The 23,331-nt window shown below is 63.1% G+C and carries 19 protein-coding genes; 7 read left to right on the top strand and 12 right to left on the bottom strand.

The window, feature by feature from the left end:
- Window positions 1-32 precede the first annotated feature (32 nt).
- Both F6X59_RS15720 and F6X59_RS15715 read right to left on the bottom strand, forming a co-directional pair.
- A complete protein-coding gene (locus F6X59_RS15720) occupies window positions 33-929 on the bottom strand; it encodes a LysR family transcriptional regulator (RefSeq protein WP_372240405.1) in 897 nt (298 codons plus the stop codon).
- A gap of 30 nt (window positions 930-959) precedes the next feature.
- Window positions 960-1,550 carry an NAD(P)H-dependent oxidoreductase gene (locus F6X59_RS15715; protein WP_060508731.1) on the bottom strand — a complete coding sequence of 197 codons (591 nt, stop codon included), beginning with the start codon at window positions 1,548-1,550 and terminating at the stop codon, window positions 960-962.
- Window positions 1,551-1,707: 157 nt separating this feature from the next.
- On the opposite strand from F6X59_RS15715, the gene F6X59_RS15710 reads away from it, so the two are divergent.
- Window positions 1,708-2,022, top strand: coding sequence for a putative quinol monooxygenase (locus F6X59_RS15710; protein ID WP_152957005.1), 315 nt, complete (start codon window positions 1,708-1,710; stop codon window positions 2,020-2,022).
- On the opposite strand, the gene F6X59_RS15705 is transcribed toward F6X59_RS15710, so the two are convergent.
- A complete protein-coding gene (locus F6X59_RS15705; protein WP_152957004.1) occupies window positions 2,012-2,776 on the bottom strand; it encodes a sulfite exporter TauE/SafE family protein in 765 nt (254 codons plus the stop codon). The two genes, F6X59_RS15710 and F6X59_RS15705, sit on opposite strands and share 11 nt — an antisense overlap.
- A 78-nt stretch (window positions 2,777-2,854) precedes the next feature.
- Between F6X59_RS15705 and F6X59_RS15700 the strand changes: the two genes are divergently transcribed.
- A complete protein-coding gene (locus F6X59_RS15700) occupies window positions 2,855-3,769 on the top strand; it encodes a LysR substrate-binding domain-containing protein (RefSeq protein ID WP_152957003.1) in 915 nt (304 codons plus the stop codon).
- Window positions 3,770-3,917: 148 nt separating this feature from the next.
- On the opposite strand, the gene F6X59_RS15695 is transcribed toward F6X59_RS15700, so the two are convergent.
- Window positions 3,918-4,193 carry a metal/formaldehyde-sensitive transcriptional repressor gene (locus F6X59_RS15695; RefSeq protein WP_110639471.1) on the bottom strand — a complete coding sequence of 92 codons (276 nt, stop codon included), beginning with the start codon at window positions 4,191-4,193 and terminating at the stop codon, window positions 3,918-3,920.
- A gap of 71 nt (window positions 4,194-4,264) precedes the next feature.
- On the opposite strand from F6X59_RS15695, the gene dmeF reads away from it, so the two are divergent.
- From dmeF to F6X59_RS15675, 4 genes are all read left to right on the top strand, one after another.
- Window positions 4,265-5,221 carry a CDF family Co(II)/Ni(II) efflux transporter DmeF gene (gene dmeF / locus F6X59_RS15690; RefSeq protein WP_152957002.1) on the top strand — a complete coding sequence of 319 codons (957 nt, stop codon included), beginning with the start codon at window positions 4,265-4,267 and terminating at the stop codon, window positions 5,219-5,221.
- Between the two features lie 96 nt (window positions 5,222-5,317).
- Window positions 5,318-5,662 (top strand): cupin domain-containing protein, encoded by a 345-nt coding sequence (locus tag F6X59_RS15685; protein WP_003258412.1) that lies wholly within the window; start codon window positions 5,318-5,320, stop codon window positions 5,660-5,662.
- Between the two features lie 295 nt (window positions 5,663-5,957).
- A complete protein-coding gene (locus F6X59_RS15680) occupies window positions 5,958-6,446 on the top strand; it encodes a type VI secretion system tube protein Hcp (RefSeq protein WP_152957001.1) in 489 nt (162 codons plus the stop codon).
- Between the two features lie 10 nt (window positions 6,447-6,456).
- Window positions 6,457-7,434 carry a hypothetical protein gene (locus F6X59_RS15675; protein WP_152957000.1) on the top strand — a complete coding sequence of 326 codons (978 nt, stop codon included), beginning with the start codon at window positions 6,457-6,459 and terminating at the stop codon, window positions 7,432-7,434.
- A 479-nt stretch (window positions 7,435-7,913) separates the two neighbouring features.
- On the opposite strand, the gene mmsB is transcribed toward F6X59_RS15675, so the two are convergent.
- Window positions 7,914-8,804 carry a 3-hydroxyisobutyrate dehydrogenase gene (gene mmsB, locus F6X59_RS15670; RefSeq protein WP_152956999.1) on the bottom strand — a complete coding sequence of 297 codons (891 nt, stop codon included), beginning with the start codon at window positions 8,802-8,804 and terminating at the stop codon, window positions 7,914-7,916.
- Between the two features lie 10 nt (window positions 8,805-8,814).
- Complete coding sequence (locus F6X59_RS15665; protein WP_152956998.1) at window positions 8,815-10,341, bottom strand: CoA-acylating methylmalonate-semialdehyde dehydrogenase; 1,527 nt, start codon at window positions 10,339-10,341, stop codon at window positions 8,815-8,817.
- A gap of 132 nt (window positions 10,342-10,473) precedes the next feature.
- Here F6X59_RS15665 and F6X59_RS15660 point away from each other — a divergent pair, with 132 nt between their 5' ends.
- The gene (locus F6X59_RS15660; protein WP_152956997.1) at window positions 10,474-11,424 is read left to right on the top strand and encodes a LysR family transcriptional regulator; all 951 of its coding nucleotides are present in this window, start codon (window positions 10,474-10,476) and stop codon (window positions 11,422-11,424) included.
- Between the two features lie 141 nt (window positions 11,425-11,565).
- On the opposite strand, the gene F6X59_RS15655 is transcribed toward F6X59_RS15660, so the two are convergent.
- From F6X59_RS15655 to recC, 6 genes are all read right to left on the bottom strand, one after another.
- A complete protein-coding gene (locus F6X59_RS15655) occupies window positions 11,566-12,057 on the bottom strand; it encodes an OmpA family protein (protein WP_372240404.1) in 492 nt (163 codons plus the stop codon).
- Between the two features lie 3 nt (window positions 12,058-12,060).
- Window positions 12,061-13,335 carry a diguanylate cyclase domain-containing protein gene (locus tag F6X59_RS15650; RefSeq protein WP_152956996.1) on the bottom strand — a complete coding sequence of 425 codons (1,275 nt, stop codon included), beginning with the start codon at window positions 13,333-13,335 and terminating at the stop codon, window positions 12,061-12,063.
- Window positions 13,332-13,898 (bottom strand): YfiR family protein, encoded by a 567-nt coding sequence (locus tag F6X59_RS15645; RefSeq protein ID WP_152956995.1) that lies wholly within the window; start codon window positions 13,896-13,898, stop codon window positions 13,332-13,334. Before F6X59_RS15645 ends, F6X59_RS15650 begins: the two co-directional genes overlap by 4 nt.
- A gap of 72 nt (window positions 13,899-13,970) precedes the next feature.
- Entirely contained in the window at window positions 13,971-16,046 is a 2,076-nt protein-coding gene (recD, locus tag F6X59_RS15640; RefSeq protein ID WP_152956994.1) for an exodeoxyribonuclease V subunit alpha, read from the bottom strand.
- Window positions 16,043-19,714: an exodeoxyribonuclease V subunit beta gene (gene recB, locus F6X59_RS15635; RefSeq protein WP_152956993.1), complete on the bottom strand. Its 3,672-nt coding sequence runs from the start codon at window positions 19,712-19,714 to the stop codon at window positions 16,043-16,045. The genes recD and recB overlap by 4 nt, the downstream gene beginning before the upstream one ends.
- The gene (gene recC, locus F6X59_RS15630; protein ID WP_152956992.1) at window positions 19,711-23,175 is read right to left on the bottom strand and encodes an exodeoxyribonuclease V subunit gamma; all 3,465 of its coding nucleotides are present in this window, start codon (window positions 23,173-23,175) and stop codon (window positions 19,711-19,713) included. Before recC ends, recB begins: the two co-directional genes overlap by 4 nt.
- Between the last annotated feature and the right edge of the window lie 156 nt (window positions 23,176-23,331).

Here is a 23,331-nt window from a genome sequence, read left to right as displayed (position 1 = left end):
CCTGGGGACAGAATCTGTCGCGTTCAGGCAACTCAGCAGGCGTACATGGCCAGCTTGCGCTGGATGAAGTCGAGGAAGCACTGAATGCGCAAGGCCAGCTGCGTGTTGCGGTAGTACACCGCGTGAATCGGCTGGCGGTAGCCGTTGCTGGCCTCGCTCAGCAGCACCTTGAGGCGGCCGGCGCGGATGTCTTCGTGGGTCATGAAGTGCGACAGGGCGACGATGCCCTCCCCGGCCAGCGCCAGCTGGCGCAGGGTCTCGCCACTGGACGCGATCAATGCCGGGCGGATGCCCCAGCGGTCGCCCTGGGCGTGGCGCAACGGCCACTGGTTGAGCGACTCCGGTTGGCTGAAGCCGAGCAGGCAGTGATTGTTCAGGTCTTCGACCTTTTCCGGTGTACCGTGCTGTGCCAGGTACTCCGGGCTCGCCAGCACCTGTACCGGGCTGCAGCCGAGGGAGCGGGCATGCAGGCTGGAGTCGGCGAGATCGCCGATGCGGATGGCCACGTCGGTGCTCTGTTCCAGCAGGTCGATGATCAGGTCGTCGGTGTTGAGCTCCAGTTCGATGCCGGGGTACTGGCGGCGGAACTCGCCGATCCACGGCAGGATGGCGTGCAGCATGAACGGCGCCGCGGCGTTGATGCGCAGGCGCCCGGACGGGGTCTGGCGGTTCATCGACAGGCGCTCCTCCATCTCGTCCATCTGCTCCAGCACCCGGCGCGAACGCTCAAGGAAGAAGCGGCCTTCTTCGGTGAGGTCCATGCGCCGGGTGGTGCGGTTGACCAAGGTGGTGCCGAGCTTGGCTTCCAGGCGTGACAGCGTGCGGCTGACAGCGGATGGGGTCTGGCCCATCTGCTCGGCAGCGGCAGAAATCGAGCCGCAGTCGATGACGGCGACAAATACCAGGAGTTCTTCGGATCGGGTTTTCACTTGAGCGCCTGTGCTGGGTCCGTGCAGGGATTAGATAGCCTTGCCGAACACCTTGTCCAGATGAGCTTCATAGGCCGCCAGGGCTGCCGGCACATCCGGGCGTTTCATCACATCCACCGCAAGGAAGGTTGGCAGGCCGGTCATGCCGAGGAACTGGTTGGCCTTGTGGAACGGGAAATACACCGCATCCACACCCTTGCCCTCGAAGAAGTCGCTCGGGTCATCGAACGCTTGCTGTGGCGCGTTCCAGGTCAATGACAGCATGTACTGCTTGCCGTGCACCAGGCCACCGCTGCCGTACTTCTGCGAGTGATCGGAGCGGGTGCGGCCGTCGTTGGCATAGAGGCTGCCGTGGCCGGCGGTGAAGACATCGTCGATGTACTTCTTCACGGTCCACGGCGCGCCCATCCACCAGCCTGGCATCTGGTAGATGATCACATCGGCCCAGAGGAATTTCTCGACCTCGGCCTGGGCGTCGTAGCCACCGTCGATGAAGGTTTGCTGCACATCGAAACCGGCACGGTCCAGATGCGCCAGGGCGGCGTCGTGCAGGGTCTGGTTGAGGCGGCCGTCGGAGTGAGCGAACTGTTTGCCGCCATTGAGCAGAAGGATCTTTTTCATGCTGGGCCTCGCGTCATAAATGGATGACCGGCACAGTAATGGCTCGCGGGCGTGGGATACAGCGGGTACAGGGCAAAATACAATTGACCTGAAGTCACGAATACAGACTTAATTATTGCCGTAAAATCGATTCACCCTTCTTCAGTGAGTACGATCAATGAGCCAGCAGCACGCATTCATCCTCAAGGCCAAGACCCGTCCGGAAATGGCCGAAGCGTTCGAAACCCTGTTCCGCGCCTATGTCGAGCCAAGCCGCCAGGAGCCGGGCTGCATCGAATACCACATGCTGCGCGACCAGCAGGACCCGAGCCTGTTCGTCTTCTATGAGGTGTGGGCAAACAAGGCCGCGCTGGACGAGCACTCGGCACTGCCGCACATGGTCGAGTTCTTCGAAAAGCGCATGGACTACCTGGAGCGCGATTTCGACATCCAGCCGATCGTCATGCCCAGCGCCTCGTCCGCTAACCGTTGATCAGCAGGTGGCCGCCCAGTGCGGCCAGGCCTATGAAGAAGCAGCGCTTGAACAGCGCTGCGCTGATGCGCTGGCGCAGCCACTGCCCCGCGAGCATGCCCAGCAACGCCGGCGCCAGCATCAGCAACGAAGCACCCAGCGCTTGCCCACCCAGGGCATCCTGCCCCGCCAGGCCGAAGGCCAACGCCAGGGTCGAGACCGTGAACGACAGGCCCAGCGCCTGGATCATCTCGTCGCGGCTCAGGCCCAGGCTCTGCAGGTAAGGCACCGCAGGCATTACGAAAACGCCAGTGGCCGCAGTGACCACACCGGTCACCAGCCCACAGACCGGCCCCAGCCAGCCTTCCCGCTTCGGCGCCAGCCGCAACGCCGGGCCTGCCAGCCCGTACAGCGCGTAGATCACCAGCGCCGCCCCCAACGCATGCACCGCCCAGGGCCCGCTGTTGATACCCAGCCAGGCACTGCCCAGCAAGGTACCGACGAAGATCATCGCCAGCATCGGCCCAAGCCTGCGCAGCAGCGCCGGCAGATGCCCTCCGGCTGCGAGTTGCCAAAGGTTGGTCAGCGTCGACGGAACGATCAGAAGCGCCGCAGCCTGCGCCGGTGGCATAGCCAGCCCCAGCAAGCCCATGGCGATGGTCGGCAGGCCGAGGCCGATCACACCTTTGACAGCACCGGCCAGCAGGAAGGTGATGACCACCAGCAGCGTCAGTGCCGGGCCGATGTTCTGGTAGAAAGCGATCAAGGTATCCATGGCCGCCATGATGGCGCGCAGCGGATGGTGTGAAAATCTGCCATATACTCAGCCAGACTCTTGCCAGGACAGAGGCAGATGCATTTCGACCTGATCGACCTTCGGCTTTTCCAGCACACTGCCGAATGCGGCAACATCACCGCTGGCGCCCGCCGCAGCCATCTGTCGCTGCCAGCGGCCAGTGCACGTATCCGCGCGATGGAGGCCTCGCTTGGCACACCTTTGCTCGAGCGCAATCGCCGTGGCGTGCAGCCGACACCCGCCGGGCAGGCGCTGCTGCAGCATGCGCGACTGATCGGCCAGCAAGTCGAGCGTCTGCAGTTCGACCTGGCTCACTATGCCAAGGGCCAGCAAGGGCAGGTGCGGCTGCTGTGCAACACGGCGGCGCTGACCGAATACCTACCGGAACTGCTGGCCAGCTACCTCGCCGACAACCCTGGGATCAGCGTCGAGGTGCAGGAGCTGCCCAGCCTGCGCATCGTGCAGGCGATCACTCAGGGCATGGCGGATCTGGGCATCATTTCCACCGCAGCGCCCAGCACCCATCTGCAGACCTTGCCGTTTCGCGATGATCCGCTGGTGCTGGTGACTCCGCTGGATCATCCCCTCGCCGCAGCGCCCGCCCCGAGCTTCGTCGATTGCCTTGCCCACGGCCATGTCGGGCTGGGGGCGAACAGCGCCCTGGCGCTGTACCTGGAGGAACAGGCCCTGCGCGAAGGCCACCGCATGCAAGTACGGGTGCGGGCCGAAGGGTTTGACGGGGTGATTCGCATGGTCGCCGGTGGTGCCGGTATCGGCGTGGTGCCGCTGGCATCGGTGCAGCGCTGGAAGGGGGTGTTGCCGATGCACTGGGTGGCGCTGCGAGAGGATTGGGCCAACCGACGGTTGCTGTTGTGCGCGCGGGATTTTGCCGGGTTGCCAGGCTATTCGGCGGGGCTGGTTGAACGATTGATCCAGGCCCAAACGTTTATCGAGGCGTCGAACCGCCGCTAAGGCAGGCGAAGTCCTTGCAGTCCACAACAGCCCGAACCCCGCCAACGTAATCGGGATTGGCCATATGAGCTGGTTAGGACTGTGTTGTAGCTCTCAACTGATCGTCTCGTGGGAAAATGGACCTCCTGCCATATACCCCCAGGGGGTATCACTTCAGATAAGACCGCAACAACGCCGCCACCTTGTCCGCCTCTTCCTGCCGTTCCTCGGCGCTCAGCCCTTCCGCCACCAGGTGTTCGCGGATGTGCCCTTCCATGACTTCGGTCATCAGCCCGTTCACCGCGCCGCGCACGGCAGCGATCTGCTGGAGGATCGCCAGGCAGTCCTTGTCCTGCTCCAGTGCGGTCTCCAGGGCAGCGGCCTGGCCTTTGATCTTGCGCACGCGGGTCAGCAGCTGCTTCTTGCTCTTGATCGTATGTGCCATTTCTCACTCACAAGATGATAGGTATACTGGGGTATAGTATATTTCTCGACTTTCCGGGAGCATGATAAACCATGGCGACACAAACCTCAGGCCGCTGGCAGCACAGCCACCAGTTCCACACCAGCAACCTCGGCGCCGAGCGCAAGACACGCCTGGCCGTGTGGCTGACGGCGATCATGATGGTGGCGGAAATCGCCGGGGGCTGGTTCTTCAACTCCATGGCCCTGCTCGCCGACGGCTGGCACATGAGCTCGCACGCCCTGGCCCTGGGGTTGTCGCTGCTGGCCTACGCTGCCGCGCGTCGTTATGCCAAGGACCAACGCTTCGCTTTTGGCACCTGGAAGATCGAGATCCTCGGCGGCTACTCCAGCGCCCTGCTGCTGCTCGGTGTGGCCGGGCTGATGGCCTTCCAGTCGGCCGAGCGCCTGCTGACGCCAGGGCCGATCCACTATGACGAGGCGATCTTCATCGCGGTGATCGGCCTGGCCGTGAACCTGATCTGCGCCTGGCTGCTGCGCGACGACCACGATCATCACCACCATGACCATGGCCATGGCCATGGCCATGGCCATGACCATCACCACCACCACGGCCATCATCACCACGACCTGAACCTGCGCTCGGCCTACCTGCACGTGATCGCCGACGCCGCCACGTCGGTGCTGGCGATCGTCGCCCTGCTGGCCGGCAAGTTCTGGGGCGCCAGCTGGCTCGACCCGGTGATGGGCCTGGTCGGTGCGGTGCTGGTGGCGCTCTGGGCTCGCGGCCTGCTGCGCGATACCGGCCGCGTTTTGCTGGATGCCGAGATGGATGCGCCGGTGGTCGAGGAAATTCGCGAAGTGGTCGCCGAACTGCCGGTGCCCGCCACCATCACCGACCTGCACGTGTGGCGCGTGGGCAAGGACCAGTACGCCTGCATCCTCAGCCTGGCCACCCAGGCCGCACTGAGCGCCGACAGCGTGCGCCAGGCGTTGAGCGTGCACGAGGAGCTGGCCCACATCACCGTCGAGGTCAATGCCCTGGCATAGCGCGGGCAGGCAGCTGGACGTCGAGCCCAGGCAACTGCGGCTCGGCCAATGGCCCTATGGTGACGGGTCATTCAGCCAGTCACCAGGAGTTGTGCCATGTCCGATTTCATCACCGTCCTGCGCGAAACCTGCCCGACGCCGGTCGTGGACGCCACCAAGTGGAAGCGCATCGGCGGCGATCCGCACACCGTCAACCTCAACGCCTACCTGTCGGCCGACGGCAGCAAGATCATGGGCACCTGGATCTGCACCCCGGGCAAGTTCGAGGTCAACTACGAGAAGTGGGAGTTCTGCCACTTCCTCGATGGCTACTGCATCATCACCCCGGAAGGCGAAGAGCCGAAGCACCTGAAAGCGGGTGATGTGTTCGTGATCGAGCCAGGGATGAAAGGCACCTGGGAAGTGGTCGAGACTGTGCGCAAGTACTTCGTCTTCGCCTGATTTTTTTTGCCAACTCGATGTAGGCCCTGTGGAAAGCGCGAAACTTCCTACAGGGCCATCACTCTGTTGAACATCGGGAGCAGAAATAGCAAAACAGCCATAAACCCATTGAACTTCAGCAACATCTTCTGACATTTACCCTCAGCTTGAATCCCCCTGCTTGTAGTCCTTTTCTGAATTGCGCCACACCGCCCCATAGCGTATTGCCCTCGCTCTCTCCCAGACCTAGCCTGCACAGGTCGCCCGAATCGCCGGGCAGCATTGCCCATCCAAAACAATGTCAAGGAGAGTAATCATGGCCTTCGACGCCTACATTCAGATCGACAGTATTCCAGGCGAAGCACTGGACGAAAAATACAGCAAATGGATTGAAGTGCTGGGCTACGACTTTGGCGTCAGCCAAAGTACCTCTGCCACTGCCAGTTCTGCAGGTGGCGCAACATCGGGCAGGACTTCCGTTACCAACTTCACTTTCACCAAATACCTCGACAGTGCCAGTTGCAAACTGATGGAAGCCAGTTGCACGGGCCAGCATCTGAAAGAGGTGAAGCTTGCCCTCTGCCGTGCTGGTGGTGACAAGCTCAGGTACTTCGAAATCATCCTCGAAGAAGTGATCATCGCCGAGTATTCGCAGGCCGTGGACACTGGAGTGCCATTGGAAGTGGTGCAGATCAATTACGGGCGTATCAAGACCACTTACACCCAGCAACGCCGCCACGATGGCAGTGGCGGCGGCAATATCGCCGGGGGCTGGGACCGAATCGGCAACAGAAAATACGCGTGAGGGTGCTGCCATGTCTGAAGCTCGCGCGTACCTCAACCTCAAGCTGCAAAACTATCACAGGCTGAAATCCGACCTGGCGCTGACCGGTCATTCCCTGGAAAAGTTTGATGTCCTGAATTCACACATTGCCAATACGGTGGTCCGTAGCGGTGAACTTATCATCATCGGCGACCCTACCACGGCCTCCTGCACCAGTCAGGAAGCCTGGATGATGAGGCAGGCGACAATTGCGCACCTGGGGTTGATGCGCAACGGCCAGGGTGTGGATAACTTTTTCCTGGACAATTTCGAGACATTGAAGAGCCTCATTGCGCATGCTTCTGTGGGCGCCGGAGTAGTCAGTGAAGGGTGGAGCAAGCACCTGAAAGCTATCGAAGCCACCTTGATGGAAATCGAGAAGTTGCATCAACGGCATCTCGGGTCAGGAACGATGGCGGCTCGCGATCAGTTCTATGCAAAGCGTTCGGCCTTGTTCATGAAGTTGGATCAGCAGTTGAATAAGCTGGCTGCTTACGGTTCCGGCCTAAGGAACAAAAGCTCGATCAAAAGGACGCTAGGGATATCCACAAAGAGTTATTTACATACAGGCGAGATTGCAGGATATGCCAACAAAGTATCAGGCGTGGCGACAGCTGCTAACTTGATAAAGAAAGGAACGTATGTCGGGATTGCGTTAGATGTCGCTGCTACCGGACTGGAGATACATAAAGCCTGTACGCTCGGACGCGAGGAGGAATGCAAAAAGGCGCATTATGTCGAGATTAGCTCTTTAACCGTGGGCTTGTTGGGTACTACTGCTGGGGCAGCCAGTGGCAAGCTTCTTCTTGGTGCTGCTTGCAGCGTGGTGTTTGGCGTAGCGACAGGTGGAACCGGAGCACTCGCTTGTGGGATATTCGGCGGTACAGTGGGGGGAATGGCAGGCGGAAAATTTGGGAATGAAGCAGGCGCCTGGGCTGGAGAACTTCTATACGAGGCAGTAGCAAAATGACGATCATGCACTGGATTTTTTTAGTCTACAGCATGACAGTCACAACTTTACTTTTCTTGAACCTAGCATTAACAATATATATCGCCCATCGCAAAATTGATTACATTGAAGGATTTTTATTAAATTGCAACGCAATAACCGGCGAAAAAAAACTCTGGCTACATGCTGGCTTGATGGGAAGATTCTTTCGACTAACGAATATATCATTCATCCTGCTCATTCCTAAATTCTATGCACGAAAAAACCTCATTGACGTCAAGGAAATAAATAATCTCCCTTCAAAAATCAAGACCCTTCTAATCTTCTTGGGCTCCTCGCTTTTGATATTGACTATCGCATTTTTTGGTTTGGGAGTTTTCATGCATTACTTACCCCCCTTACCTAAATAATACTCAAAAAACATCGCGGGGCGGGTGCCCTTCCCTCTGGTGCGCAGTTACAGAGGGAAGGCCGCCCGGCCCGCGATGAAGCCTCGCTCGTCAATCCTTCTTGCGGTAGCCCTCGACGATCGCCGAGAAGTCCTTGCCGCCTTCACCGCGCAGGCTCATGGCCTGATACAACTGCTGGGCCACGGCGCCCAAAATCACCGGCTGGTGCGCCTGGCGCGCTGCCTCGGTGGCCAGCCCCAGGTCCTTGAGCATCAGCTCGGCGCCAAACCCACCGGTATACCCCCGCGATGCGGGCGCAGTCTCGATGATGCCCGGCCACGGGTTGTAGGTATCGGAACTCCAGCAACGCCCGGTCGAGCTGTTGATGATCCCCGCCAGCACCTTGGTGTCGATGCCCAGCGCATTGCCCAGGGCCATGGCCTCGGACACGCCAATCATCGAGATGCCCAGCAGCAGGTTGTTGCAGATCTTGGCGATCTGCCCGGTACCCACTTCACCGCAGTGCACGATGTTGCGGCCCATCTGCTCCAGCACCGGCTTGAAGGTGGCGAACAGCTCATTGCTGGCGCCGACCATGAAGGTCAGTGTGCCCGCCGCGGCGCCGCCGGTACCTCCGGACACCGGCGCATCGCCCATGTCCACACCTTTGGCGGCGGCCGCCTTGGACACCTCACGCGCGGTCTGTGGGTCGATGGTGCTGCAATCCAGGGTCGGCGTGCCTGGGCGAATACCGGCCAGCACACCGTCGTCTTCGTTGAGGTACACAGCGCGCACATGGGCCGCCGCCGGCAGCATGGTGATCACCAGCTCGCTGCTGGCCGCCGCGTCCTTCGGCGAGGCGCTGACCTGGCCGCCGAGTTCGGCGAGCTCGGCCAGCACGGTCTTGTTCAGGTCAAACAGGTTCAGCTGGTGCCCGGCCTTGATCAGGTTGCGGGCCATGGGCGCGCCCATGTTGCCCAGGCCGATGAATGCGATACGCATGGCGTGCTCCTTAGCGCAGGCTGATGGTGGTGTTCACACCGTCATTGACGCTGTCGTCATCGAACCAGCGGGCGGTGACGGTCTTGGTCTGAGTGTAGAACTGCACCACTTGCTTGCCGTATGGGCCCAGGTCGCCGAGCTTGGAGCCGCGCGAGCCGGTGAAGCTGAAGTACGGTACCGGTACCGGAATCGGGATGTTGATACCGACCTGGCCGATGTCGATCTCGCTCTGGAACTTGCGCGCCGCCGCGCCGCTCTGGGTGAACAGGCCAGTGCCGTTGCCGAACGGGTTGGCGTTGACCAGGGCGATGGCTTCGTCGAGGGTGTCGACTTCCAGGGTCACCAGCACCGGGCCGAAGATTTCCTGGGTGTACACCTGCATGTCGGTCTTCACCCCGGAGAACAGGGTCGGGCCGACGAAGTTGCCTTGCTCGTAGCCTGGCACCGTCACGCCACGGCCATCGAGTTCAAGCTTGGCGCCTTCCTTGATACCGCTTTCGATCAGGCCCAGCACACGCTCCTTGGCGCGCTTGGAAACCACCGGGCCGACATCGGTGCCCGGCTCGCAACCGGCGTTGACCTTGAGTTTGCTGGCCGCGTCCTTGATGTCCGGCAGCCACTCACGCGCCTTGCCTACCAGCACCGCCACCGAGGTGGCCATGCAGCGCTGGCCTGCCGCGCCGAAGGCAGCACCGACCAAGGCATTGACGGTTTGCGTGCGGTTGGCGTCTGGCAGCACCACGGCGTGGTTCTTCGCGCCCATCATCGACTGCACACGCTTGCCGTGCTGGCTGGCCAGGTTGTACACATGGGTACCGACTTCGGTCGAGCCGACGAAGGAAATCGCCTTGATGTCCTGGTGGGTGCAGATCGCATCCACCACTTGCTTGCCGCCGTGCACCACGTTGAGCACGCCCGCCGGTACACCAGCTTCCAGCGCCAGCTCGACCAGCAGCATGGTCGACAGCGGGTCCTGCTCGGAAGGCTTGAGGACGAAGGTGTTGCCGCAGACGATGGCCATCGGGAACATCCACAGCGGGATCATCCCCGGGAAGTTGAACGGAGTGATGCCGGCGCAGACGCCGATCGGCTGGCGCAGGGTGTAGGTGTCCACGCCACTGGCGACGTTCTCGGCGAACTCGCCCATCTGCAGGGTGCCGATGGAGGCCGCGTGCTCGACCACTTCCAGGCCGCGGAAAATGTCGCCTTCGGCGTCGGCGAGGGTCTTGCCCTGTTCGGCACTGAGCACCTGGGCGATGCGCTTGGTGTGTTCGCGGATCAGCGCCTGCAGCTTGAGCATGATGCGCATGCGTGCGCCGATCGGGGTGTCACGCCAGGTCTTGAAGGCGCGCTGGCCCGCAGCCACGGCGGCATCCACTTCTTCGACAGTGGCGAACGGTACCCGCGCCAGCACCTCTTGGGTGGCCGGGTTGACGATATCGCGCCATTCGCTGGTTTTCGACTCGACCCACTGGCCGTCGATCAGCAGCTTGACCTGCTCGACCTTGGTCTTGTCAGGGGATTGTGGTGCGTTCATCTGCGTTCTCCTTGGAATTATTGTCAGGACGAGATCGCCAGCGCCGGGCAAACGCGAGGTGGCGCCTTGGGGCTTTTTTCGAGTATAGATGTGCAAACATCCAACAAGAACGCACAAAAAAACCGGATCAACATGCAAAAAGATCTGACCTCCCTCAGTTCGCTGAACTGGGACGACCTGAAGTTCTTCCTTGAAGTCGCGCGCACGCGCAAAGCCAGCAGCGCGGCCAAACGCCTGGCCGTCGACTACACCACGGTGTCGCGGCGCATCAGCTCGCTGGAGGGGGCGTTGGGTACGCTGCTGTTCGAGAAGTCACGCACCAACGGCTTCGTCCTGACCGCCGAGGGGCAACGCCTGCTGGGCTACGCGGAGTCGATCGAGAGCACCTTGCACATGGCCTGCGAGCAGGTTTCCGGCTCGGGCGTGGCGCTGTCGGGGCATGTGCGCATGGGGTGCACCGAGGGCTTCGGTAGCTTTTTCATCACCCCGCAGCTGAGCCATTTCGTCGATGCCTACCCGGCGATCTCGGTGGATATCCTGCCGCTGCCGCACTTCATCAGCCTGTCCAAGCGCGAAGCGGACATCGTCATCGCGCTGGAGCGACCGGAGCATGGGCCTTATGTGTGCTGCAAGCTGTGCGACTACCGGCTACGGCTGTATGCGACCCAGGACTACCTCGACAGCCATGCGCCGATCCGCCAGGTCAGCGACCTGGTTAGCCACCCGTTCATCAGCTATGTGGACGACCTGGCGTTCAGTTCGGAGTTGCTGTACCTGGCCAACCTGATTCCCAATGCCAATGCACATTTGCGCAGTACCAGTGTGATTGCCCAGTACACGGCGGCGTTGCAGGGACGTGGGTTGGCGATATTGCCGTGCTTCCTGGCGGCGCAGGATGCGCGGCTGGTGACGGTGTTGCCGGAGGAGATCGAGGTGACGCGGCAGTTCTGGATGTATTGCCGGGAGGATTTGAGGAAGTTGAAGCGGATTACCTTGTTGTGGGACTACATTCGCGGGGTGACCGAGGCGAATGCGCCGTTGTTGATGGGTGAGACCCGAGAAATGCGCTTCGCTCAGGATTGATGGGGGCCTCTGGGGGTTCGCCAGAGCATTTCAGCGCCTATGAGACCGAGCGCCGCGCGGGCGGCGCTCGGTCTCATAGGCGCCGAAAGCCTCAAGGCAGGCACCTGTCAGCTACACCGCGCTGCATTCTTTGCAGCTATGTCAATAAGACGCCACCACAATCGACACCCGTCGGTTCTCGGTCCGCCCGGCACTGGTGCGGTTGTCCGCCACCGGCTGCGTGCTACCCAGCCCGCGGGTATGAATGTTCTGCGCCAGCATGCCAACGTCAATCAACGCCTTGGCCACACTCTGCGCACGCCGCTCGGACAGCTGCTGGTTGTACGCCGCCTTGCCCGAGGCATCGGCATGGCCATCGACCCGCACACGCTCAATGCCCACGCCCAGCAAGGCCTTGCCGATCCGCTCGACGATCGCCTGGCTCGCGCCGTTGAGGCTGTCCAGGTCGCTACCGAACAGCACCTTGCCCGACAGGTCGAACGCCCAGCCCTCGTCGGTGGGGGCAAAACCTTCACGCTTGAGCACGGCAATCTGCTCGGCGGTCAGCCCTTTGGGGGGCGTGCTCTGGCACCCTGCCAATACCAGCAAGGCCAGCAACATCACGGCGAAAGAAAAACGCAAACGCTGTATCACGGTTCAACTCCTGTTCCGGAAATCGGCGGCGGACCGTTCCGTCTGCGCCGCTTGCCACTGGCCACGGCGCTTGCGCTTGGCCTGGTACATCGCCGCATCTGCGGCATTGAGGAGGCTGGCAGGGTCACTGCCATCATCCGGGTAATACGCGATGCCGACACTGAGCGACGTGGTGAGGCTTTCGCCGCCATCGAGCAGCATCGGCAGTTGCATGCTGGCGATGATCTTCTCGGCGATGCGTTCGGCGTCTTCGCGCGAATGAAGTGGGGTCAGCAGCACGGCGAACTCGTCACCGCCCAGGCGGGCCACCAGGTCGTGCTCGCGCAGTTGCGCACGCACGCGGTCGGCGACGTTGATCAGCACTTCGTCGCCCACGGCATGGCCGCGGCTGTCGTTGATCTGCTTGAAGTGGTCACTGTCGAGGAACAGCAACGCCAGGTGGTCTTGCTGCCGTGCGGCGTTGCGCAGGCTGCGGCTGAGGCGGCCCTCGAAGAACGCGCGGTTGGGCAGGCCGGTCAGGCTGTCGTGGCTGGCCTGGTGGGCCAGGGTGGCGTTCTCGTTCTGCAGGTGGCTGTGCCAGACCTCCAGTTCATCAAGCAAGGCATTGAAGTCGTTGCCCAGCTCGTTGAGCTCGGCAATGGGCGCTTCTGGCACACGGCGGTCGAAGCTGCGCTCGCGACGGGCAGCGTGGGCGACGCTGGCCAGGGCGCGCAGGGGGCGGACGATGTCGCCGAGCAGGCGCCGCGACAGGTACAAGGCAACGAAGGCACTGAGGATCGTACAAAACAGGATGCCGCCCAGGCCGCTGAGCAGGAACAGCAGCAGGCTGCGACCCTGGCCGACCAGTTCGATATGCCCGACTTTCTGTTGCTGGTGCAGGATCGGCAGGTTGATCGGCTCATCCAGCAAGGCCGTCGCCACTTGCGCCTCAAGGTGCCCGAGCACGCCTTCTTCGCGGCGCTGCCAGTGCGCCAGCTGCTCCCCATCGTTGTTGAATACCTTGGCGTCCGCCACTTCTTCGGTTTTGGCAATCAGTTCCAGCGCCTCGTTAGCCGCTGCGCTGTCGTCGAACACCACGGCGGCTTCGACGGTGTAGTTGATCGAGCGGGCAATCAGGTGCAGGTTGTGGTTGGCGTAGGCTCGCAGGGCCAGCACGCCGAGCAGGGTCAGCGAGATACCAGCAAGGCCCACCGCCATGAGGGCCACGCTGAGGTGGCCACGGCCGAGTACCGAGCGCAAGGTTGGACGCACGCCAGCCTTCCTGGCCGAGCGCTTCATGGCACAGCTCCGCGACGCCGTGACAGCTGCAACACGCTGGGATGGATGCGCACACCGGAACGTGCCACGGAGTCGAGGTTGACCTCGAAAGCGACCTGCTGATCGCCGACGCGCAGGCAGAACAGGCTACCCACCGTGCACGGGTCGTCGGCTTCGCTGATGCTCAGTACCGGGTGGCCACTGACGGCCTGGAACAGGCGGTCGCGCTGGGCATCGTCAAGCTTGCCGATGTACACGGCGTCACAGGCCTGGGCGACCTGCCGGTCGTCGGCCAGCAGGCGGCGTACCTGCAAGGGTTGGCCAGAATTCTGCACGTTGCCTTTGATCAGGTCGTCGGCATATTCGGTGGGGCCGACCAGGCACAGGCGCAGGGGCACTGGCTCGGTCGGCCAGCGCGCATAGCTGAGGATACCCAGGACCACCTGGGTTACCGCCCTGGCACGTTGCTGGGCCTGAGCGGAGGTGGCCGAACCGTCCGCCTGGACGGGACCGGCCGAAAGCGACAGGGCAACTAGCAGCAGCGAAAGCGCACAGCCTGTCAACCACTCCCTGGCGCCTGTCATGTGAGAATTCTCTCAAAAATCCTGTCTGAAGTCGGCGCAACGATAGCACAACGCTAGCTATCCGTAGGAGCGTCAGACCTGTTCGAGCATGAGGCCGGAAATACGCCGTACCTTGCGCAGCACCGCTTCCTCGAAAATGCCCTGGCGCGGTTCGATCAAACTGAAGCAATGCTTGGCCCGGGTGATACCGGTATACACCAGCTCCTTGGTCAGCACCGGGTTGAGCGCATCCGGCAGTACCAGCGCGGTGTGGCTGAACTCCGAGCCCTGGGACTTGTGCACGGTCATGGCGTAAACGGTTTCCACCTCGTTGAGACGGCTGGGCAGGACGAAGCGCACCCCACCACTGCCGTCGTTGCGCGGGAAAGCCACTCGCAGCAGCGCTTCACCGTGCTCATCCGGCAGGCGCAGGGCGATGCCGATGTCACCGTTCATCAAGCCCAAGCCATAGTCGTTGCGCGTCACCAGCACCGGGCGGCCTTCATACCAGGGCTGCTGGCTGTCGATCAGCCCGGCGTTGTGCAGCACCCGCGCCACCCGCTCGTTGAGGCCTTCGACACCCCAGGCGCCCTTGCGCACGGCGCACAGCAGCTGGAAGTCTTCGAAACTGTGCAGCACCTTGGCGGCCCACTGCTCCCAGCGCGGATCATCGAATGCGCTGCCCGGTGCCGGGCGATAGCGGCCAATGGCGCGCAGGTAGCTGCGATAGCCCTGAGGCCCTTCGATACCGCGGTTGAGGCCGTCGAGAATCAGGCGGTCGAAGGCCCGATCCTGCTCGCCGCGCAGCGCCAGGCCGAACACGTCTGCTGGCGGCATGCTCAGCAGGTCGCGTGCCGCCAGGGCCTCCTGGCGGTTGACCAGGCGCGCCAGCTGGCCGATACCACTGCCTTCACCAAAACGTCGCGAGAAGCGCAGCATCACCACCTGCTGGGCTAAAGGATTGCGTTGCGCATCGCCGGCTTTCAGGCCACTGGCGGCCAGCGATTGACCACCAATCTGCTCCAGCCAGGCCTGGGTCGCGGGCGAATAACAGCCCTCTTCGGCATCCCGGCACAGGTCGCCGAGCACGGCGCCCGCCTCGACCGAGGCCAGCTGGTCCTTGTCCCCCAGCAGAATCAACCGTGCTTTGGGCGGCAATGCCTCCAGCAGGTTGGCCATCATCTCCAGGTCGATCATCGACGCTTCGTCGACCACCAGCACATCCAGCGGCAGCGGGTTGCCGGCATGGTGACGGAAGTGCCGCGAGCCTGGGCGGCTGCCGAGCAGGCGGTGCACGGTGCTGACGTCGGTGGGGATCTGCCCGCGCACCTCGGCGCTGACCTGCAACCTTTCAACCTGCTGGCCGATGGACTCGGTCAAGCGTGCGGCGGCCTTGCCGGTCGGCGCGGCAAGGCGAATGCGCAACGGCCTGCCCTGCTCCACCGCAGGCGCCTGCAGCAGTGCCAGCAAGCGCACCACCGTGGTGGTCTTGCCGGTGCCGGGGCCGCCGGTGATGATGCTGAAGCCTGCACGGGTAGCCAGCGCGCAGGCGAGCTTCTGCCAGTCCACCTGGCCAGCCAGGGCGCCTTCGTCGAACAACTGCGCCAGGCGCGCAGGCAGGTCGGCCGGGGCCGCTTCGTCCTGGCTCAGGCGTTGGCGCAGGGTCTGGTCGATCTGCCGCTCATAGCTCCAGTAGCGGCGCAGGTACAGGCGTTGACCGCTGAGCACCAGCGGGCGCGCATGCTGGCCCGGCGTATCGCCAGCCGCCACCAGCTGGCTGGCGGCAATGCGTTGCAGCCAGGTGGGCAGGCCGAGGTTGGCCAGCAGTTGCGAGGGCAACAGCAACGGGCCGGTCAGGGCATCGCCTTCCGGCGGTAGCGACAGGGCGAAATCCGGCTCGGCGAGGGTCTGTTGCAGGTCGAGGCAGACATGCCCGTGGCCTAGTTGGTGGCTGGCCAGTGCTGCCGCCAGCAAGAGCAACGGGTCGCTGCCCGGGGCACGCTCTTCAAGAAAGCTGACGAACGCCCGGTCGAGCGCACGCAGCCAGCCCCGCTCTACCCAGCGATCGAGCAACTGCAACAGGTCCGCACTGTTGTGCTGGGGGGCCAGGGCCAGCAGGTGCTCAGCGTGCAGTGGCGTAGGCAAGAGATCGTCGAGGGTTCGGCTCATGGCGCGGCTCCGGCAAACAGGTCCTGTTGTTCGGGCGCGTGCACGCCACGGAACAGCGCGTCGAGGGCCTCGATCAGCTCGCGTGGCGGTTTGGCGAAATATACACCGTGGCCACTGCTGCTGGCGCCGCGCAGGAAGATGAACAGGGCACCGCCGACATGGCGGTCGTAATCGTAATCAGGTAGCCGTGCCCGCAGCTGGCGATGCAGGGCCAGCAGGTAAAGCACGTACTGCAGGTCATAGCGATGTTCGAGGATGGCTTTTTCCATCGCCTGGGTGTCGTAGGCCTGGATGTCCGGGCCGAGCCAGTTGGACTTGTAGTCCGCCACGTAGTAGCGCCCGTCGAGCTCGTAGGCCAGGTCGATGAAGCCTTTGAACATGCCGTTGAGCACCGTCGGCTGCGCAGCCGGGCGAGCTGCGCCGGGGTGGGTATGCCGGGCTACCAGGCGGTCGAGCTGCTCGGCGTCGACGTTGTGGCTGGCGAACCAGAACTCCATCTCGATCTGGTAATGCTGCAATTGCGCCAGCTTCAGCTGCGAAGGGCCGGCCGGCATGGGCTCGTTGAGCAGGCGCTGCAGCCATTGGCTGAGTGTCGGGATCCAGCCGGCCCAGTCGCGGCGGTTGCAACGCTGGCCAACCGTACGCTCGATGAGCTTGGGGTTACCGGCGACTTCAGCAAAGCCTTCACGGCCGGCCCACTCCAGCAGCCCATGGAGGAAGGTGCCCGGGTTGGGGCCGCGAGGGAAGCGATGGATGTCGCCACCCTCGGCAGGCACTTCGCGAATCAGCTGGGTATCGGCAACTTCGTCATCGAGCAGTTGCTGGGCCTGCGAGCTGTCGGCGCCGAGGGTCTGTTCGCCAACGCGCAAGGCACTGTAGGACGCGATCCACCAATGCTCGGCGGCAGCCCGCCGTGGCTTGCGCGCGGGTAACAGCTCGTGCTCGGCCTGGGACCCACGGTAGCGCTCATCGCCAGCCTCCGGCAGTGCCGGGCAGGCAATAGTCTCGCAGCCTGCCAGCAAGTGCTGCAGCCACGTCTTGAGTTGCTCCGAGCCAGGCAGTGCCTGGCCGCCACCGAGCAGGTAACCGAGCGCCGAGCGGTGCAGCTGCGAGCTCTTCTGGTTACCGCGTTTGAGGTCGGCGACCCCCAGCCAGCAGGCGTGCTGGGCACGTGTCAGGGCTACATAGAGCAGGCGCAGGTCTTCGGCCAGGCGTTCTTCGTCGGCCAGGGCGATCTGCGCTGCATCGGGCGTCAGCGTCAACTGTGCATTACCCAGGCTGTCGTGCCAGGACAGCGGCAGGCGGCTGCCGTCCACCGGCTTGCTGGTACAGATGAACGGCAGGTAGACCAGCGGGTATTCCAGGCCCTTGGACTTGTGGATGGTCACCACCTTGACCAATTGCTCGTCGCTCTCCAGGCGCAGGATCTGTTCTTCGCCAGCTTGGCCGGAGTTGGCCAGGTGCTCGGCCAGGTGACGGATCAGCGCCTGTTCACCGTCGAGCTCGCCGGCCGCCTGCTGCAGCAATTCGGCCAGGTGCAGCAGGTTGGTCAGCACCCGTTCGCCATCCGTGCGGCCGATCAGCATGCGCGGCAGTTCGAAGTCGTGCAGCAGGTGCCGCAGCATGGGCAGCACTCCCTGGCGCTGCCAGATCTCACGGTAGCGACGGAAACGCATGACCCAGCCTTCCCATACCCGCTCGTCCTGGTTCAGCTGATCAAGTTCAGCCAGCGACAGCTCCAGGGTCAGGCTGGCCAGTGCGGCCTTGAGCAGGCGTTCGGAGTCCGGCTCGGCACAGGCCTTGAGCCAGGCCAGCAAGTCATGGGCCTCCTGGGCGGCGAATACCGAATCCTTGTCGGAAAGGTACACGCTGCGCACATCGCGGGCGGCAAGTTCGCTGCGCACCAGTTGCGCTTCATGGCCATCACGCACCAGGATGGCGATGTCCGAAGGCTGGCACGGGCGCAGCCCGCCCTGGTCATCGCTGAAGCCGGTTACCCCGCGCTGGCCGCCATTCAATACGCTAACGATATGGCTCGCGCAGCTGGCGGCGAGCTGCTGACGGTAGAGCGTGCTGGAAACCGGCTCTTCGCTCTCCAGCTGCCAGCATTGCAGTGCCGCACACGCCTCGCCGTCGATCAGCAGGCGTTCGCTGCGGCCCTTGGCGCGAACCTCGACGAACGGCAACGGGTTGTCGTCGGCTTCGCGGAACAGGAAGGCGCCCTTGCCCAACTCGCGGGCTTCGGCCTGCAGGAACACCTGGTTGACCGCCGCGACCATCGCCTGGCTGGAACGGTAGTTGGTATCCAGGCTATGCAGCCGGCCGGCGGTGGCGCGCCGGGCCGACAGATAGGTGTAGATATCGGCGCCACGGAAGGCGTAGATCGCCTGCTTGGGGTCGCCGATCATGAACAGGCCAGTTTCCGGGTTGTTCTCGCTGATGCGATAGATGCTTTCGAAGATGCCGTACTGGACCGGGTCGGTGTCCTGGAACTCGTCGATCAACGCCACCGGGAACTGCTCGCGGATCAGCGCCGCCAGGCGTTCGCCCGACTCCGTGCCCAACGCCTGCTGCAGGCGTAGCAGCATATCGTCAAAGCCCATTTCGGCACGGCGGCGTTTTTCCACTTCGAAGCGCGCCGCAACCCAGGCCGCTGCGTGTTCGAGCAAACGCGCTTCCGGGCTGACCAGGGCTTGCAGCTGTTGCGGCAGGTTCTGCATGGCCTGCAGCCCCGGATGGTCGGGCGGATCACCGGCTTTCCAGGCTTCGGCCATCCCGGCCGGGGTCAGGCGGGTAAAGCCGGTACCCAGGTCGAGCTCCACCTCTTGTTCATCACCGGCCCAGGTGCGCAGTTTCTCGAACCAGGGCTCGAAGAAGCGCGCCTGCAGTTTGCGGCCATCGGCCTGTTTCGCGGCCACGGCGTCGCGGCAGATCTGCTGCAGCTCATGCGCCCATTGCGCCCAAGGCGCCTTGAGTTGGCGCAACTGCTCGACCCGCTGTTGCAGCGCGCCATCGATCAGCGCTTGCGGTTCGGCTTCGTCCTGCTGTGCACGCACACGGCCGAACAGCGGGCGGATGCGCGGCAGCAGGGCATCGGGGCTGACCCAATGGCTGCGCACCCAGTTCAGCGCTTCGCCGTGCATGCCATAGCAAAAGCGCCGCCAGTAATCGCGCATGACCTGGCCGAGCAAGTCGCTGTGGTCGGTTTCCAGGCTCTGGGTAAACAGGCTGCCGCTGTCGAAGGCATGCTCGCGGAGCATGCGCTGGCACCAGCCATGGATGGTCGATACCGCTGCTTCATCCATCCACTGCACAGCGACTTCCAGGCGATTGGCGCAGCGTGGCCAGTATTCTTCGGCATAGTCGTCGCGCAGCTGGTGCAACAGCGGGTCGCCACCTTCCAGCTCGCCGCGGAAGAAGCGCGCAGCCTCGGCCAGGCGGGCGCGGATACGCTCGCGCAGCTCCTTGGTGGCGGCGTCGGTGAAGGTCACCACGAGAATCTGCGGCGGCAGCAGTTCGCGGCCAAAGCCTTGCTCACCGCCGTGGCCAAGGATCAGGCGCAGGTACAGCGCAGAAATGGTGAACGTCTTGCCCGTGCCGGCACTGGCTTCGATCAGCTGGCTGCCATGCAGGGGAAAACTCAATGCCAGGGGACGGGCCTGGGTCATGCTTCACTCTCCGGATTGCCCTGGGCTTGCCAGGCGGCGCTGAACAGGGGGCGGTACAAGGCTTCACACCAGCCTTCGAAGGTTTCGTCGGCGCTGAGCGCGGCGAAATCGCGGAACTGCCGGGCCAGCGCAACGCTTTCGCTACGCTCGCCGAAACTGGTGCGCCCGTCCCCCTCATAGGCACGGGCAGCGGCGGCCTGGGCCTTGTCCGGATCGTCCTGAGCCAGCCAGGCAAAGGCGGTCTTGGCAGCAACAGGCAGCGGTGCATTCATCGCCGCCTGGCGCGCTACCAGCAGGTGCCCCAGTTGTTCGGCAGCCTGAGCCTGCGGCAAGGGGGCGAGCAGCAGTGTGATGTCACTGGCCAGCAGTGCGCTGTGCAGCGGATAACCCGCGGCGCAGGCGGCAAGGTGCATCACCCAGCTGGCAATCAGGCGGTGCCACTTGAGGTTGTTGCGCCCGGCGCTGATGGTGTTGGGCACCGTGGTGATGCTCAACAGGCTTTGATCGTCGGCCTGATAGACCCGGCCCAGCCAGCCCTCAAGACGATGGTTTGCATGTTTGAAATGGATCGGCAGCGCGCCGTCGACCACCGTTGGCCAACGCTGCAACAGTTGGCGATGACGTTGCAGCAGATCGGGCAAAGGCTGGATCAGTTCGGCCTGCAGCAGTTCACCAAACCCCGCCAGGGGCAGCATGCCGCAGGCTTGCAGGCGGCGGGCCTGGGCCTGCAGTGCGCGTTCGGCGTTGTCCGGGTCGCTCAGGGCGGCGCCCAGCAGGCTTTCGCTGGCGCTGTAGCGTTGCAATGCGTCGAGGACGAATGGCTCTTCGTCTGGCGTGGGCGCTTCCAGAGCTTCGAAGAACACTTTCAGGCGCTGGCTGAAGAAATGCCGTACTGGGTGACGCAAGAAGTCCTGCAACTGGTTCAGCGTCAGCGCTTCATCGCTGACGTAAGGTGGCAGGCCAAGGTCTGGCTGCTCGTCGTCAGTGGTCTGCTGGTGCAGCAATTGCCACTCGTGGGCATAGCTGAACAGCGCACTGCCCTTCTGGAAATAGCGCGCACTGAAAGGCTGCAGCGGGTGCTCCTGGGTCAATGCCTGGAGCAGTTGCTCGCCGTCAGCATCGCCCTTGAGGCGCCAACCGGCAGCCAGGTGATCGCGCAGCTGGCCGATCAGCACCGAGGCCGGTCGCTCACTGTTATCACGAATGCTACGACCCACCCAGCTGATATAGAGCTGGTCACGTGCCGACAGCAGCGCTTCGAGCAGCAGGTAACGGTCGTCCTCGCGACGTGAACGATCACCGGGACGGTAGTCGCTGGCCATCAGGTCGAAGTCCAGCGGCGGCTGGGCACGCGGGTAGTCGCCATCGTTCATGCCCAGCAGGCAGACGACGCGGAAAGGAATTGCCCGCATTGGCATCAAGGTGCAGAAGTTCACCGAGCCGGCGAGAAAACGCTGGGACAGCTTGCCCTCATCGAGGCCCGACAGCCAGGCCTCGCGGATCACCGTGAGGGGCAGTTGGTCCTGCAGGCCTACGGTTTCGCAGACTTCCAGCCAGCGATCGCGCAATTCTTGCAGTTGCATCAAGAGATATTCGTCGTGCTCCTCCTCGGCGAGGAAGAACACTTGCAGCAAAGCGTTGAGGCGTTCGCCCCACTCGCTGGCAGTGGCGGGCTGGGACAAGGCCTGGTTGGCTACCTCCAGGGCATCGAGCAGCGCTACCAAGGGCCCAATCAAGGCGGCATCCAGGCCGCCGATTTCATCGTAGGGCTCGATGCCGTCGCATCCCTCACCCACGCCCACTGCGTACCCCAGCAGCATGCGCCGCAGGCCAAAGCGCCAACTGTTCTGCTCCAGGCCCTGGGGCAACCCGAGGGTGGCACGCTGGTCGGCATTCAAACCCCAGCGAATACCCGCGCCTTCGATCCAGCGGTGCAGGGTGGGCAAGTCGCTTTCGCGGATGCCGAAACGCGCACGGACCGCCGGGACGTCGAGCAAGTCGAGCACTTCGCTGACGGCGAAGCGGCTGTCCGGGAGCTTGAGCAGGTGTTCCAGGGCAATCAGCAGAGGATCGCGGCCCCGCTGGCCTTGGTCGGTCAGGGTGAACGGGATGTAGCGCGGGTCGCTGCGCTGCAATTGCCCAAACACCGCACGGATATGCGGCGCGTAAGTGTCGATTGCCGGGAGCATGACGATGACGTCACGTGGCCGTAGCGTAGGGTCGGCACTGAAGCGGGCCAGTAACTGATCGTGGAGGATTTCCACCTCGCGCTGCGGGCTGTGCGCCACGTGGAAACGCACCGAGCGGTCCTTGGCCAGGTCGACCTCGGGCCACAACTCACGGGTTTCAGCGAGCGGGCGCAATTCTAGAATATCGTCCTGCAACTGGTTCAGCAGCGTGGTGGGCTGGCCTTCGCTGAACAGGTCGATACGGCCGTCGCTGAATACGCCCTGGTAGCTGCCAGGGTCGTCATAGCTGTCCAGCAGGTTGATGTAATCGCGGCCTTGCTTGCCCCAGGCAGCCAGCAGCGGGTGGGCATGCTGATGCAGCGATTCGTCATCCAACTGCATGGGCATGCCTTGCTTGCGCTGCTGGCGCTTGTACTGGTGACGCAGCAGGTCCTTGTCGGCAACGATGTCCGCCCAATGGTGGCGGCAGGGGTTGTGAACGCAGAGCAATACCTGGCTGAACCGGGACAAACCGGCAAGTGCCTCTAATGCTTGGGCAGGCAAAGAAGAAATGCCGAACACGATGACCCGCGAAGGGAGCCCGTGAGGTGCGGTGTCCAGGCTGTTGATGCGTTCGATGAAGCGCTGATGCACCCCTGCCCGGCTTTGCGCCATGCCCTGTTCACCGACATCCTCGAGCAATGCTCGCCACAGCTCGGCCTGCCAGCGGTTGCCTGGGGCGAGGGGCTTGCGCTCACCACGGGCGGTATTGAGGATGTGCTCGCCGGCTGCCCAGTCCTTGAGCCAGTCGGCGCGGTAGACCTGGTATTGGTCGAACAGGTCGGCCAGGCGCTCGGCCAGCTGATAGCGCTTGCGCAGGTCATTATCATCAGTGAGGAAGCGGCGCAGCGGTTCGAAATGTGGGCGCTCGATCAGTGCTGGCAGCAGGCGCATCAGGCGCCAGGTCAGCGGTGCCTTGTCGAGCAACGACACTTCAGGGATCTCGTCGCGCCCGAGCACCTTGCGGTACAGCTGCCACATGAAACTACCGGGCAGTTGCACTTCGAGGGCAGCAGCAATACCGCAACCACCCATGTCATCGTCCTGTGGGTCCTCGGCAAGGGCCAGCTTGAGCCATTGGGCAATGCCGTTGCTCTGTACCAGGGCGATTTCGTTTTCCAGCGGTGCCAGCGGATAGCGGCGCATCCAACTCACCACCAGACTGCGCAGGTCGTCCAGGCGGTTGCCGTGGACGATCATGAAACCAGGCTGGAGTGAGGTGGTGTTGGGCATGGGAAAGTCCCTGGGAGAAGAATGGGGAACGATATCACGGCTGGCTGCCGATACTGGCCCCAGTAAAAGCCAGAAAAGACAAAACCCCTACCTGCATGCGCAGATAGGGGTTTTGCGAAATGAATCTTGACGATGACCTACTCTCACATGGGGAAA

The organism is Pseudomonas sp. MN1F (genome assembly GCF_009391885.1).
GTDB lineage: Bacteria > Pseudomonadota > Gammaproteobacteria > Pseudomonadales > Pseudomonadaceae > Aquipseudomonas.
Note: the sequence above shows the minus strand (reverse complement) of the source record. Positions and strands in the feature narration are given on the sequence as shown.